This is a genomic window from Paenibacillus eucommiae, from assembly GCF_017874215.1.
GTDB classification, from domain to species: domain Bacteria; phylum Bacillota; class Bacilli; order Paenibacillales; family NBRC-103111; genus Paenibacillus_AI; species Paenibacillus_AI eucommiae.
Genome location: NZ_JAGGLB010000001.1, coordinates 595373 through 610816, shown reverse-complemented (window position 1 = coordinate 610816; position 15444 = coordinate 595373). Strand labels below are relative to the sequence as shown.

The 15444-nt window shown below is 45.4% G+C and carries 11 protein-coding genes and 1 pseudogene; 9 read left to right on the top strand and 3 right to left on the bottom strand.

Annotated features, from left to right (window positions below):
- Positions 1-118 precede the first annotated feature (118 nt).
- Both J2Z66_RS43315 and J2Z66_RS02055 read left to right on the top strand, forming a co-directional pair.
- Positions 119-250, top strand: coding sequence for a hypothetical protein (locus J2Z66_RS43315; protein ID WP_281068773.1), 132 nt, complete (start codon positions 119-121; stop codon positions 248-250).
- Positions 251-343: 93 nt separating this feature from the next.
- Complete coding sequence (locus J2Z66_RS02055; protein ID WP_209969308.1) at positions 344-1399, top strand: S-layer homology domain-containing protein; 1056 nt, start codon at positions 344-346, stop codon at positions 1397-1399.
- A 439-nt stretch (positions 1400-1838) separates the two neighbouring features.
- Here the strand turns inward: J2Z66_RS02055 and J2Z66_RS43970 are convergent.
- Positions 1839-2215, bottom strand: a pseudogene (locus J2Z66_RS43970) (HIT domain-containing protein).
- A 115-nt stretch (positions 2216-2330) separates the two neighbouring features.
- Here J2Z66_RS43970 and J2Z66_RS02040 point away from each other — a divergent pair.
- On the top strand, positions 2331-3440 hold the full coding sequence (locus J2Z66_RS02040; protein ID WP_209969305.1) for a DUF418 domain-containing protein: 1110 nt from the start codon (positions 2331-2333) through the stop codon (positions 3438-3440).
- An 86-nt stretch (positions 3441-3526) separates the two neighbouring features.
- Here the strand turns inward: J2Z66_RS02040 and J2Z66_RS02035 are convergent, their stop codons facing one another.
- Positions 3527-4195: an HAD family hydrolase gene (locus J2Z66_RS02035; RefSeq protein ID WP_209969303.1), complete on the bottom strand. Its 669-nt coding sequence runs from the start codon at positions 4193-4195 to the stop codon at positions 3527-3529.
- Positions 4196-4226: 31 nt separating this feature from the next.
- Complete coding sequence (locus tag J2Z66_RS02030; protein ID WP_209969300.1) at positions 4227-5213, bottom strand: ribose-phosphate diphosphokinase; 987 nt, start codon at positions 5211-5213, stop codon at positions 4227-4229.
- A gap of 211 nt (positions 5214-5424) precedes the next feature.
- Here J2Z66_RS02030 and J2Z66_RS02025 point away from each other — a divergent pair, with 211 nt between their 5' ends.
- From J2Z66_RS02025 to J2Z66_RS02000, 6 genes are all read left to right on the top strand, one after another.
- A complete protein-coding gene (locus tag J2Z66_RS02025) occupies positions 5425-6156 on the top strand; it encodes a DUF6081 family protein (RefSeq protein WP_209969297.1) in 732 nt (243 codons plus the stop codon).
- A 315-nt stretch (positions 6157-6471) separates the two neighbouring features.
- Positions 6472-7623: a Gfo/Idh/MocA family protein gene (locus tag J2Z66_RS02020; protein WP_209969295.1), complete on the top strand. Its 1152-nt coding sequence runs from the start codon at positions 6472-6474 to the stop codon at positions 7621-7623.
- Positions 7624-7814: 191 nt separating this feature from the next.
- The gene (locus tag J2Z66_RS02015; RefSeq protein WP_209969292.1) at positions 7815-10412 is read left to right on the top strand and encodes a carbohydrate binding domain-containing protein; all 2598 of its coding nucleotides are present in this window, start codon (positions 7815-7817) and stop codon (positions 10410-10412) included.
- Between the two features lie 153 nt (positions 10413-10565).
- Positions 10566-12905, top strand: coding sequence for a carbohydrate binding domain-containing protein (locus J2Z66_RS02010; RefSeq protein ID WP_209969289.1), 2340 nt, complete (start codon positions 10566-10568; stop codon positions 12903-12905).
- Positions 12906-13121: 216 nt separating this feature from the next.
- Positions 13122-14264 carry an S-layer homology domain-containing protein gene (locus J2Z66_RS02005; RefSeq protein WP_209969286.1) on the top strand — a complete coding sequence of 381 codons (1143 nt, stop codon included), beginning with the start codon at positions 13122-13124 and terminating at the stop codon, positions 14262-14264.
- 160 nt (positions 14265-14424) lie between these two features.
- Entirely contained in the window at positions 14425-14694 is a 270-nt protein-coding gene (locus J2Z66_RS02000; protein WP_209969283.1) for a hypothetical protein, read from the top strand.
- Positions 14695-15444: the final 750 nt, after the last annotated feature.

Below are 15444 nucleotides of genomic sequence, written 5' to 3'. Positions count from 1 at the left end.
GCAAAAGTGTGGGATTCTCCCAGAAAATCTTGGGATTGTGCATGTTCGATTTGTCAACCAGCCGTTATTGTAAAAGGAGTACAGGACTTCGCACTTTGCGTCTATGATGGCAGCTTGTATGCCAGCACGTTCGACGACGCCAGCGATGGCAAGGGGGGTACTGCCTTGTAGCGGACGGTTCCTGGCGAAGCTGCGGCAGCAATATGGTGCATTCGATCGTGGAATACAAGGAGCGCCTCTACTGAACTGATGATGGGAATTTGGCGCGAGGCGAGAATGTACCGGTACAACGGAGTGGGATGACTGGACCGATTGCGGAATGATCGATGATGAACGGGAGGTTATGGGAGTTTCGGTTTACAACGGCAAGCTGTATGGCGATTTGTATGCGGTTACAACGGCGGAGACTCTTGGGAACGGGTCGGCATATTGGAGGAGCAGGACCCGGATATCAAATATCGCCGGGTTTGGTCTATTGCGCGACGAGGCGGCGGTCGGGAAAAATGCACGGCTTTCCATCCATATAGAAAAGCAGCCGGATGGAGGCTCGGGCGGCTTGCTGCGGCAAGAATCAGACCGGATGAAGGCCGACCTGAGGGCGGCCGGGAATACACTCGACATTAGGATGGAATGGTTGACGGACTCAGGCAATCGATTGCCGATTGTCTCCTTGAACGATTCGGTCATCCTCCGTTTCCCGCTTCCGTCCGGAGCGGAACGTGAACTGCTCGGGCTTTATTTCATCGGCAATGACGGACGCCTCGTCTATGCCGGCGGCAAGCTGAACGGAGAGTGGGTGGAAGCGGAGCTGCACCGGACCGGGCAGTATATGCTTCTGGAATACGACAAGGAATTTGTGGATGTGCCGTCTTCCCATTGGGCGAACCGGGTAATCAAAGCCTTGTCGGCGCAGCACGTGATTGAAGGGGTTAATGACACGGAGTTTAACCCGCAGTCGGCTGTAACGCGTGCGGAGTTTATCGCGCTGCTCGTGCGGCTTTTGCAGCTGAAACCGGTGGATGGTGCCGCTTTTGCGGATGTACCGTCCGGCGCTTGGTACGCGGAAGCGGTCGGAGCCGCAGCGGCGGCGGGCTTGACCGAAGGGGCTGACGGCAATCGCTTTATGCCGGAAGAAGAGGTGAGCCGGGAGCAAATGGCCGTAATGCTGTTGCGAGCCTGCGAGATCATGACAGGTCGGAAGACAGGCGGAGCAAACGGGAGCGTTGACAGATTTGCGGATCAAGCGGATATAAGCGATTGGGCTCAGCTTTACGTTCGGGCGGCCAAGGAGATGGGGCTGGTCCACGGCAGGGAAAGCAATCGATTTGAGCCCCTGCAGCCGGTCACCCGCGCGGAAAGCGCACAAGCTGTTTACAACTTGTTGGGATTGCTCCATTAACGGGAAGGGCGGCAGCGGGAAGCTGTCGTCCCTTTTCGGATAATTTCTGGAAAAAGCCTGTAAGCCGCAATTCGGCCTACGGGCTTTTTGCGTACGCCCAGCATGGGCGTCATCTATACGGTGAAAGTCCGGAATGGGGGATGGCAAGCGCCTACCATTAGCCAAGAGCAAGGGGGGATGTCGCGAGGCGGAATCCGAAGGAAGCTGGAGGCAAGGGATTTTAACGATGTTTTTCATTGTTAAAGTAAGATTGTGGGGAAGAACCCGTGCTTTAGTGATGAAAAATATCGTTAATTAGCATGCTGTTTTTTTTTGTACAAATTGAATGTATTGCGGCCAAGATATCAGGCGTAGCCTGCACGTACGCATGTTTTGTAATCATAACTTTGGCATAGGCATATAAAGGGGGAGCGACAGGCTTGCTGTAAAGATATTGTTATTAGTCTAGTGCCGACAGCAGGTCATCAAATTTTTCTCGCCATTCTGGGTGGGTCGTCCATTGTATATCCTGATTATCACCAAGGCTTCTCGGGACGATGTGGAAATGAAGGTGAAACACATCTTGTTGTGCCTCGTGTCCAGAACTGTTAATTATTTGAACATTGTTGATTCCTAGTTTTGTGTTATACAGCGTAGCTATCTTTTTAACACCTCTCATAACATGAATGAATTCATCTTCTGGTGTATCAAAAATGTTCTCATAATGATTTTGGGAATAATTAACGTGTGGTATTCATTCACTGGATTAATATCAAGAAAAGCGTAAATGTAGTCATTTTCAAAAACCTTCCAGGAGTGTGCTTCTCCTTTAACGATTTTACAACAAAAAAAACTGATTGCAAAAGAACAGCAATATCATTTATAATCAACTTACCGAACGGTAAGTAAATAGACTAAACGGGTAAAAAGTAAAGAAAGGAGAGTTACCAAAATGAGCCAATCAACATCAACACAGCGCATTACCGCTCTTGATTATGCGAGAGCTTGGGCGATTTTTGGGATGATTATCGTTAATTATAAGCTTGCGATGGAGGCAGAGGACGATGGCTCAGCTTGGTTGAGAGTAATAGCGAGTTTGTTTGAGGGGAGAGCTTCAGCGTTGTTTGTGGTACTGGCAGGCATAGGAATAGCCTTAATGACCGCTAAAGCAAGAAGTTCGCTAGATAAGAACCTCATTCGTCAGAACCGGAAAAGCTTGTACAAGCGATCTGTTTTTCTATTGGTAGCTGGTATACTTTTGTTGCTGATGGGCTGGAATGCTGATATTTTGCATTATTATGCTGTGTTTATGCTTGCTGCCTCGGTCCTGATCACTGTATCAGACAAGAAAATACTCGGTCTTTTCGTGGTAATTTTGATAGTGTCGCAAGTAGGTTTGATTGTATTTGACTACGGTAAAGGTTGGGATGCCAGTTTTCATGAATATGCGGATTTTTGGACGCTGAGCGGACTTATGCGAAATCTTTTTTTTAATGGATTCCATCCTATTTTTCCTTGGCTGTGCTTTTTTCTGATCGGTATGTGGATTGGTAGGAGGCGGTTGCTGGAGGTGGGATACCGACCAAAGGTTCTGCTCTATTCATTGTCAGGTACTGTGTTTTTTGAGGCTGTTTCCTACTTTCTGATCCGATGGACCTCAGGAACTCTAGGGACTTCAGCGACCTCAGCTGTGCTGGATCAAGAAGCCGCGTATTATTTTTTTACAACGAAACCAATGCCGCCAACGATGCTTTATGTTCTTTCAGCAACATGCTCGGCAATAGCTATCATTGCGATCAGTCAATATGTGGTCCATAAACTCGAAAATTCCCGTCTAACGCAGGCAATTATCCATACCGGACAGCTATCGTTATCCCATTATATCGGGCATGTAGTGATCGGGTTGGGTTTCCTTGAGGTGATTGGGTATTTGGAGAATGGAAGACTTTCTTTTGCAGTGGCATATGGGTGTGTCTATTTTATTTTCGCTATCATTTTTTCGTATATTTGGAGAAAGTGGATGAAAAGAGGCCCCGTCGAGCTGATTATGAGAAAACTGTGAGGAGCTTTTTGCGCGTGAGGCCTGTTCAGCCTTCTCTTCATTGAGAAGGCTGCTTTTGCCGATTGTGTGTAATGGTTGAAGGAACTCTACTGTGCCTGATGCTTAATGTGAGCTATGATTTGCTGCAAATCCATTTCTAGCATGGAGTGAATGCGAAGGGTATAGTCGTCAAATATTAAATGTTTGGTGACTTCGTTTGGAACGATGATGGTGTGCAGGTTTGCCTGTATCGCGGCTTTAGCGCCGTTGGGGGAATCTTCAAAAGCTATCGCATTCTGAGGAGAAACGCCCAAATAAGCTAATACGTTTAAATAAAGCTCCGGGTCAGGCTTCACATGTTGAACATCTTCATGAGTTCGAATGCAGTCAAAGTATCCCGCAAGATTCAATTCTTCTAAATTTGGCATGACCCAATCGTAAGGAGCACTGGATGCCAGGCCAATTTTCAAACCCAGCTTTTGAGCTGCTTCCAAATACTGTACGACACCTGGGCGTGCCTTTTCGTTTTGAATCAATATGTCATATTTTTGTCTTCTTAATGTTCTCAATTGTTCACGATTGATGGGCTTTCCAATGCATTCTTGCAGATAGAAGTAAGGGTCAAATGCATTTACATGTCCGCCTATTCTTTTGCAATATAATTCTAAGGGGAGTTCAACACCATGCTCTTTTAAAACTTCTTGAAAAGAATAAAATTCATAGGTTTCTGTATCTCTAATCAAACCATCAAAATCAAATACAACGGCTTCGATCATGAACCACACTCCAATTGTTATAGCTTCAGATCTAACGGTTTTTTATCCCAATAGAATACTGCAGCACCTTGTCCGGGACAGAGTCGAATAACGAACTGATCGATTCCCGATTATGAATTCTCATAATGGCTTCCGCAAACAAGGGGGCAACCGAGACAATTTTAATTTTCTGGGAGCTTAGCTCAGGGTGTTCGATGGAATCTGTACTGATAATAAGCTCGATTGGGCTGTTATCCACCTTTTCGGCACCAGACTTACTTAGCAGAAGATGGGATAAGCAGGCAAAAATCCGCTTCGCGCCGCGTTCCTTCAAGCCTTCCGCCAAGTCCACCAATGTACCGCCAGAGATGCTGAAATCATCCACGATCAGGGCATTTTTGCCTTCTACGTTGCCGATAATTTGTAAGACCTCGGCTCTTTCATCATGAAATTTTCTGGTTTTGTCGCCTATGGCTACAGGTGCTTTAAGGGCTGCAGCATAATTTCTTGCCTGCTTGGCAAAGCCCACATCGGGTGAAACTACTACAAAATCTTCAAAATCTAAGCTTTTCACATATTCACAAAGCAGTGGCAGAGCAAATAGATGGTCTACTGGTTTTTTAAAGAAGCCTTGAATTTGTGGGCTATGTAGATCCATGATCAGTACTCTATCTGCGCCTGCCAGTTCAATACAATCAGCACAAACTCTGGCTCTTATCGATACTCGGGGTTCATCTTTTTTATCACCTTTGGCATATCCGAAATAAGGAATTATAACAGTTACCGAATTAGCGCTTGCCCGTTTAAAGGCATCCATCCAAAACAGAATTTCCGTGAACTCATCATTCGGATTTAAACCAATAGGCTGCACCAAATATACATCCTTGTCCCTTACCGTCTCACCGGCTTTGACGAATAAATTTCCATCAGAGAACTTGATGACCTCAGAAATTCCTAGCTCAATGCCCATATATTCACACATTCTCTGAGCAAAAAGCTTCCCCGTGCTTCCACCAAATACTTTAATTTCTCCATCCATGCTTGTTGACCTCCTATACTATCTATATCATCTATACCATCCGAGATTCAATTATTCCTTATATTGTAACCTATTAGCTTCAGCGCGTACAATTGTTCCAATGATTCCCAGCCTAAGGGCTATTAAGATTGAACATCCTTCTAAACTAGCTTACAATGTGGATAGGCTTGAAAAACATTCTCAATGAATAGAAAGAATGGAGTGCTGAACGATGGCAAAAGCATGGACGGTCGGCGATTTTGATTCGATATTAGAGGAAGGGAAAGTATGGCAAATTGGTGCTTTCCCGCTGCCGGATGGCAGCTTATGGCGCTACAGGGAGCCTAATGCGGTAGTTATTGTACGCAATGGCATTTTATATGTACGAGCTCCGCTTTCGCGCAGTCACGATACGGTACAAATTCTCGATAATGCCAAGCATATGTATTTCTCTGCGCAGCCTGTCGAAGTACCGGAAGCGGGAGAAATCAGTTTTGAGGTGGATATTCGCGCCCGTGCTCAGCATACGGCACCTGGCGATTTGTACGATGGCTTCGTCTCGTTGAATTTGCTTGATTTTACGACTGGCGGGGCGCTTGATTTCTTCGTCAGCAACGACCAGTATGCCAGTGTATACGGGGTGCTGCCCTTCCCTGGGGTAGAGGTTCCGGAAACGGAGCGCACCAAATATTTTTGCATTTTCAAGGAAGCACGCGAGTTTGCTCCGCGGGAGTTTAACACGTATCGCATCACCTATAATCGGGCCAAGGATGAGGCTGTCTTCTATGTCAATGGTACCGAGGTGCGCCGCGAGCGTGATGTGCCGGTGAAGTTCAATCAGTTCCGCATCGCGCTGGGCCTTATGACCGAGAAGGATATCACGCCTGAGGGCAGCGTTTCTGTGCATGGACAAGTTATCGCAGGTGAGTGGTCACCTGTCAGAGTGGCTATTACTGAAGAGTAGGTTGCTCCCATTCATCGCAGGGGGGCTCGTAGGGGTTCATCAACAGGCCATCTAGCGCGATGCCCCTCCCTGCATATAAAAAATAAACATACACGCACTAAAATTCAGACATATGCATGCGGAAGAGGGGAGTTTATAGTTACAATGTAAAGTATGTATGCGTTATCAAAGCATCAAAAAAATTTTATCACACATCATATATAATATAGTTTATATTTAATATAAGATGTGTTTTACAAAGAATCCATTCTGGATTTATTGTTGAAAGCATCTTTCTGATTACTTAATAATCATGAAAAAACGGAGGATGGAAAAGTGACAATAAAAATTGGTATCGTAGGGGCAAGAGGTCTCAGCACGCTGCAGGGATTTAATTCGATTCCCGACACAGAAGTCGTGGCGCTTTGCGATTTGGATGAAGATTATTGTAACATGCAAGCCAAGCAATATGGAATTCCCCATACGTTTAGAGTTTATGAGGATATGCTGGAATCGGACATCGATGCTGTAATTGTTTCTACACCGATGCAGCTGCACGTGCCACAGGCCATTCAGGCGTTGGAGCATGGCAAGCATGTGATGAGTGAAGTGACCGCTGGCGTCACGATGGATGAATTGTGGTGGCTGAAAGAGGCGGTAGAAAGCTCCGGAAAAGTATATATGATGGCAGAAAACTATTGTTATATTCCGGAAAATCAATTGATTTTAAATATGGTGAAAAAGGGCTTGTTCGGTGAGGTTTATTTTGGCGAGGGTGAGTATCTTCACAATCTTAAGGATCTTGCTTACCGGTTTAATCGTGCAGGCGCAGCAGAAGGCTCTAGCCCTTCCTGGCGTAAGTATTGGCAGCTTGGCAAACGTGGTGCTTTTTATCCAACTCATAGCTTGGGTCCTGTCATGCAGTGGTTTCAAGGGGACCGGATTAAATCGGTTTCCTGCTTCGGTACTGGCTGGCATACGGATAAGCGTTTCCGTCAGGAGGACACTTCCCTAACCCTCTGCCAGATGGAGAGCGGCAAATTGATCAAGATTCGTCTGGACTGCATTTCTAACCGGCCTCATAATATGAGCTACTATACGCTTCAAGGGACTAAAGGCAGCTTCGAGGCTCCTCGTGGACTTGGGGACCAGCACAAAGTGTATTTGGCTTCGGATAACGAGCACCCGGATCAGGCAGAGTGGCGTCCGCTCACCGAGTTTTATGAGCATTTACCTGAGCGCTATAAAAATGTTACTGAAGAACAAAAATCCGCTGGACACTGGGGCGGGGACTACTTCATCGTAGAGGATTTCGTCAATGCCATGAAAGGCTTGCAGAAATCAGCGATAGATGTATATGATGCATGCGAATGGACCGCTGTAGCTCTGCTGTCTGAGCTGTCCATTATGAACGGCGGGCGGACCATCGACATGCCTGACTTTCGCAAAGGTTCCTCGTACGCAGACCAGATAATCAAGCTTCCATAAGTATTTCGTAGAGCAATCCGTAATTTGGAATTCGTTCAAAGAGTCCATCAACAGGATTCCCCAAGTATTTCATGAAAGGGGTGAGGCTTCCTACGTAATCGACAGCTTTATGAAATTCCCTTCAGCAATGAAGGGGAGCTTGTGCTGTGGAATGTATGCGTTTTCAAATAAGCGAAAGAGGAGAGTTGTTTATGACAAGCTTGAAAGGTCCAAGCAAAATTGTATCAATTGGATTCATGGTCGCACTGGGACTCATACTGAGTATGGTAGTAAATTCACTAAGGGTTTCAGCTGAAGCTGAGGATTTCAAGATAGGAGTGTTTTGGGTACCGCCAGCAGCTTATACCAATGCTACTCAGTACGATTATTTACAGGAAGCGCATGTAAACTGGATTATTAATGTGGCCTCAACAGATCTGAACTCGGTGGCAATCAATGAAACAATGCTAGATCTCGCTGCTGAAAGAGGAATGAAGGCGGTTGTTGCAGATTCGAGGTTCGATAAAGTGTATAACAATACAGCTACAGATGCAGAAATTGATGCGATGGCAAATGATTATAAAGGGCACCCTGGACTCGGGGGATATTACGTCATGGACGAACCAGAGTTTGCCAACATAAGTTATGCGGGACACGCGTACAATCGATTTTTATCAAACGATCCGGATTCATCACCTTATTTAAACTTATTGCCGTATGTTTGGAATAAGCCACAGTATGAGCAGTATGTCGATGATATTATTGATGCGGCTGACCTCAAATATTTAACTTTTGATAACTATCCGTTTAAGGTGGGCTATGACGCGTTCGATGATTACTATACAAATTTAAAAATCATTAGGGAAAAAGGCTTAACAAATAACTTGAAGATAGCTGCTTATATTCAGGCATGTGGTTATGTAGATATGAGACTTCCAGTGGAAAATGAATTAAGATACAACGTATTTACATCCCTGGCGTATGGCGCGAAATCCTTATACTGGTTTCCTTATTGGCATCCGGGTGTCCCCTTCTCAGGGGCGATTATCAATGAAGATGGGACAAAAACAAGCCTCTATGAGCCATTCAAAAACTTGAATGCACAAATGAAAGCGTGGGGCCCGACTTTAATGAAATTGACATCCATGGATGTTTATCATTCGGGTACTATGGCCGCAGGAACCATTGGTGTGCCTTCCGACTTTCAATGGCAGCCTAATGCTATAACGGATAACGTCATTTTATCTTATTTTACAGATGCAAGCGGCAGGAAATATGTAATGGCAGTAAACAGAGATTATACGAACTCGTTAACCTTGACTTTCAATCTTAATCCGAAGCCATCGACTGTAACAGAGGTTTCCAAAACTACAGGGTTAGAAGTAAGTACGAACTATAATCCTTCAACAGGCGTGATATCGGCAGCATTTGCACCCGGGGAGGGAAGGCTTTACGCTTTGCCCGCCGATGGAACAGGTGAACTTCTTACGAATCCGGGTTTTGAAGCTGGCAAGATGGGATGGAAGACTTACAACGCCAGTACGCTGACATCCGTTACCACTCCTGTGAATACGGGCTCCAAAGCCCTTGGAATCAGTGCAAGGAGCACGAATCATACAGGCCCCATGCAGGATATCAAATCTATACTGTTAAGCAGCGGGCAGGGAACCTATAATTTTGGGGCTATGCTGCGCACGGAAACGGGTACGCAAACGATGTACGTAAATATCAACATCAATGACAGCACGGGTGATCATTACTATAACGGGTCTTTTGAAAGTGTCGGTAATGGAAGCTGGGTAAGATCATCAGGCTCAGCCAACCTTACATGGACGGGCAAGCTGAATTATGCGCGGATTTATACGGAATCAGCATCAGGAACGGGTAATTATTTGGTTGATGACTTCAGTCTCAAGAAACCAGAGCTGCTTGCCAACCCAGGGTTTGAAGATCGTGCGACGGGCTGGTCAAGTTACAACAGCAGTACGCTGACCCCGGTCACATCACCTGTAAAATCTGGCTCCAAGGCACTTAAAATAAGTGACAGGGCAAACAACTACACAGGTCCAATGCAGGATATCAAATCCATTTTGCAAGGCAATGGGCAGGGAACCTATAACTTTGGGGCGAATCTGCGGACTGAAGCGGGTACACAAACCATGTATGTAAATATATTCGTCAATGACAGCACAGGCGATCATTACTATAACGGGGCTTTGGTCAGTGTGGGCAGTGGGGCCTGGGTGAACTCGGCGGGTTCGGCAAACATAACGTGGACGGGAACGCTGAATTATGCACGCATTTACACGGAATCCCAGTCGGGAACAGGCAGCTATTTTGTCGATGACTTCAGTCTTAAGAAAGCAGAATTGCTTGTTAATCAGGGGTTTGAGGAGGGGGCGACGGGGTGGTCGAGTTACAACAGCAGTATATTGACTCCGGTTACAACTCCTGTTAAATCGGGCTCCAAGGCACTCAAAATAAGCAGCAGGGGGAGTAATTATACAGGACCGATGCAGGATATCAAATCGATATTGCAAAGCAATGGTCAAGGAACATACAGCTTTGGGGCGAATTTGCGGACTGAAGCGGGTACCCAGCCTATGTATGTAAATGTATACGTCAATGACAGCGCAGGTGATCATTATTTTAACGGGGCTTTGGTCAGTGTAGGCAGTGGAGGTTGGGTAAGCTCATCGGGTTCAGCAAACATAACATGGACGGGGACGCTGAATTACGCGCGGATTTACACAGAATCGCAGTCTGGAACAGGGAATTATTTCGTGGATGATTTCAGCTTGAACAAATAAAGGAGGTGATGTTACCGATCAAGGCCGATCAAGGCCGATCAAAGCCGGTCTAAGCAGATCAGGGCTTGTACATGCATGCTAAGTTCTAAAAGTTCTACCCTGGAAAGTGAGTTCGGATTCTGAAAATGGATTGTTCAAAGGAGAGATATGCTGATGCAAAATGTAAAGGGCTTAAGAAAAATGTTATCCGTTGGTTTACTGGCCATGATCGTATTCCTGCTGAGTATGGCTGTGAATACTGCGCAGGCTTCTGCTGAAGATGATGATTTTAAAATAGGGGTATTTTGGGTGCCGCCGGCAGCTTTTACGAACGCTACTCAATACGATTATTTACAAGAGGCAAATATTAACTGGATCATCAATGTCGCATCTACAGATTTGAATTCAGTGGCCATCAACAAAAAGATGCTGGATCTGTCCGCTGAAAGAGGAATGAAGGCCATTGTTGCAGATTCAAGATTTGATAAAGTCTATAACAATACAGCTACTGATGAAGAAATTGATGAGATGGTCGCGGATTATAAAGGACACCCTGGACTCGGCGGATATTATGTTATGGACGAACCAGATTTCCACAATATCAGCTATTCGGGTCATGCGTACAATAGGTTCATATTGAAGGATCCTGATTCAGAACCGTATTTAAATTTATTGCCTTACGTGTGGAACAAGCCGGAGTATGAACGATATGTGGATGAAATTATTGCGGCAACCAACTTAAAAATATTAACTTTCGATAACTATCCGTTTCGCACAGGCTTTGACATTATGGATGATTACTATACGAATTTAAAAATTATCAGAGATAAAGGATTAGCCAATAATTTGAAAACAGGTGCTTATATCCAAGCCGCTGGTTATTTTGATATGAGAAAACCAGTGGAAAATGAGTTGAGATATAATGTATATACCTCTCTTGCATATGGCATGAAGTCCTTATATTGGTTTCCGTATTGGCATCCGGGTGTTCCCTTCATAGGGGCGATTATCGATGTAGACGGGAACAAGACAGACTTGTATGAGCCGTTTAAAAACTTGAATGCACAAATAAAAGCGTGGGGCCCGACTTTAATGAAATTGACATCCCTGGATGTTTTTCATTCAGGCACTAAGGCGGCAGGAACCATTGGTGTGCCTTCTGACTTTCAATGGCAGCCAAATGCGGCAACCGATAACGTTATTTTATCTTATTTTAAAGATGATAGTGGCAGAAAATATGTAATGGCCGTTAATAGAGACTATACGAACGCGTTAAACCTGACTTTCAAGCTTGATCCGAAGCCTTCGGTAGTAACTGAGGTTTCCAAGGTAACTGGCTTAGAAGAAGGAACGAACTATAATGCTTCAACGGGCGTGATATCGGCTGATTTTGCACCTGGAGAGGGCAGACTGTATGCATTGCCAGCGGATGGAACGGATGATGAGCTTCTTACGAATCCTGGTTTTGAAGACGATCTGACGGGATGGACGCCTTACAATCCTAGTATTTTGACGCCAGTTACAACTCCTGTGAACTCAGGTTCCAAAGCACTTGAAATCAGTACAAGAAGCATGAACTATACCGGCGCGATGCAGGATATTAAATCTATATTGCTAAGCAACGGGAAAGGAACGTATGACTTTGAATCGATGCTGCGCACAGCCTCGGATACACAAACGATGTATGTAAATGTATTTATCAATGACAGTGAAGGTGATCATTACTATAATGGATCTTTTGAAACTGTGGGCAAGGATAGCTGGGTAAGATCATCGGGCTCGGCCAAGATTGCCTGGACCGGAGAGCTGAATTATGCACGCATTTACACGGAATCGGATCCGGACTCGGGAACAGGTACATATTTCGTGGATGACTTCAGTCTCAAGAAACGGAAACCGCTGACTGTTCAAAAAAGTAAATTAACCGCTAGTGCAAGCTCCATCCTGACAGGGACTGAATTTAAAGTTAGCTATGGACTCAGCGATGTCACTGAGGAAGTATATGGGCAGGACATCAAGCTGGATTATGATCCTGCTGTCATGGAATTTGTCTCTGCCAAATCCTTAATTGACGGGATTTCTCTAGTGGAAACCGTTAAGGAGCCGGCAGGTAAGCTTCGTTTGATCTTGGCCAGTCAAGGCTCGACGCATGGCTTCAGCGGTAACGGGCAAATCGTCGAACTAACCTTCAGAGCGAAAAGTGTTACGCAAATGACTGCAGGCGTGATCGCAATTAAGAGCGCCGCACTTGGAGATGAGCTGGGGATCGAAACGCAAGCAGCGTTGTCGTCCGTCAGTGTGCTGGTAACGGTACCAAGTTCAGGCGGGGATACGAAAACAGACATCAATCAAGACGGAAAAGTGACCGTAGGTGATTTGTCCATCATTGCTGCCCATTACGGTAAAGACAGCAGCAGTCCGGATTGGCTGAAAGTGAAGAAAGCGGACATCAATGGAGACGGCATAATCGATATTCTCGATCTCGCAGCTGTTGCCAAGAAGATATTGGAATAGCGGACGATGGATAGATGAGTGACAGGGAGGGAAGTCCCCTTCCTGTTTTTTAAACATGAAAGCGGAAGGTGGGCTTTAACGATATAAAACATCGTTAACGAGCAGAGTCTGGCTAAAATTAATCCGATTGCGATGTAAAACATCGTTAAAAAAAGTTTTGAATGCGCCCACATCAAGTATGCCGCAATTCGGTTACCTTACAGGAAGGATGATTTTATGCAATTGCAACGTAATCAAATGCACCTTACTCAACCGCAACCAAATCAACTGCATCAAATTCAACCACAACCAAATCAACTGCATAGAAAAAAACGCAAAACGGTCAATTCCATGGTTACTTTTTTGACCACGTATTTATTAATTGCTTTGCTTTGCCTGTCATTACAGCCAGCAGCAACCGCCTATGCGGAGACGGCTTCCTCCTTTCTTTTAACGGCTAATAAGCCTACTGATGGGAAAATTACCATAACTATGAGTGGTACAAATATAAAAGATTTATATGGCTATGAGGCTCGGGTTACGTTTGATCCTGATCAACTTGAGCTGATGGAGGCCAAGTCCAGCTTGGACGGTTTTTCCGTATCGCCTATTATTAAGAACAAAGAGATCATCCTGGCTCACACCAAAATTGGCAATGTAACCGGTGAAAGTGGGGATATCACTATAGGCACTCTGACATTTAAGATCAAGAAGCACGGGACATCCACCGTAAAGTGGGAATCGATCAAGGCGGTAGACCACAATTTATCTGATCAAACTTATACAATAGGAAAGAGCGTGTCCGTCACTTTAGTGAAAAAAGGTTTTTTAGATCTGGAGGGTCACTGGGCCAAGGCAGATATTGAGCTGCTCGCTTCAAAAGCTATTATTGAGGGCATGGATGAAGAGCATTTTGTACCGCAAGCCAATGTATCGAGAGCACAGTTTGCCGCATTGATTTCTCGGGCATTGAAATTGAAAATAAATACGAAGCAAAGCCCCTTCACCGATGTTGCGGCTGGGTCCTGGTACGAAGAAGAAGTGAATAAGGCCTATGCGGCAGGTATTATTCAAGGTATGACAGAAACCAGCTTCGCTCCCGAAAAAGATATCACAAGGGAAGAAATGGCCGTGATGATTATGAGAGCGAGTTCTTATGCGTCTGGTGCTGCAGGAAGTGAGAAGCATGATACCTTTGCAATACAATTTGCAGATTCTGAAGCGATAAGTGTGTGGGCCCGAGAGCAGGTTCAAGCAGCTGTTCGTGCAGGTATTATTAATGGCAGAGCGGAGAATAAGTTCGTGCCTCAGGATCAGGCGACCAGAGCGGAAGCAGCTACAGTTATTAAAAGATTGCTATCAGCCTTAAGTCTTCTTTAAAGGCTCTAAAATCAACGACAGCGGTTTTCGACCCCGCTGTCGTTTGATTTCTTTTAGAAAAGTACGGCTAGCTATCTCCGGCCGAATGTAGGCGGAAAACCAACCACAATGTGCTTACACGTGGCCAAAGCAGCCAAATATAGGTGAAAAACTGACCACAATGTGCTTACGGGGGCCGAAGCAGCCGGATGTAGTCGAAAAACCGACCACAATGTGCCACAATGTGCATTCGCAAGCCGAAGCGGCAATTGTAGGCGGAAGACCGCACACATTTGGCCAGCTTAACCTGACAACATTGGAAGAGCGATATAACGTCCGGATGTCAAGATTTGTTCTCACCTCTGCATCCATTCGCCCACAGTCATTCCCTCCTCATCGCACTCAAGTCACGAACACGCACCTCAAGGAAGCCGCAAGACGTGTTTCTTAACATATTATAAGTTTTGGGATGCCTGGAGTGAAAGGAATCATTCACATGATGCAGCTTTACAATGATGATGTGCTTGGTGTGATTGTTCATTCACCAAGGGAATCAGAAAGGAAGCACAGATTTCCCTGTCGCCACTATCCCCTTCCCTCAGGAAGCAACCTCTATTGGCAGCCTTTTTGAGCGTTAGCAGCAGCCCGCCCTCCGGCGAAATATGCGTGTGCTCTACTTAACGATGTTTTTCATCGTTAAAGTAAGTGTTCCAGGTCAATCCGTCACGTTAACGATGATTTTCATCGTTAAAAGAGGACGAATGGCCTTTCAAGGTAGTTAAAAGGGATTTTAACGATGTTTTTCATCGTTAAAGTAAGGATGTGGGAGGGCCCGGTGCTTTTAACGATGAAAAACATCGTTAAAGCTGCAGGTCCTCCTCAGCTTCGCGTGCTCTCATCTCCAGCGCCTGCTCCCACTAGGAAATCTCCTCTGACCAAGAAAAAAAACCTTGCTGGCAGTCCGTTTGAGCTTGGTTTGAGCTTGCTTTGAGCATGGTTGGACTTGATTTCAGCTTGGTTTGAGCTCTGTTCGAGCTTGGTGTTCGTGCGATTCGTACGATTGTAGCTAAAGAGAGGGAATGGCTGTGGGTGGAAGAGCGTAGCGCCCGCCTTTAAAGATTTGTTCCAACCCCTACATCCATTCCATTTCAGGGAACAAATCTTTAACAGCGGCTGGATCCCACAGCCATTCCCTCCCGTA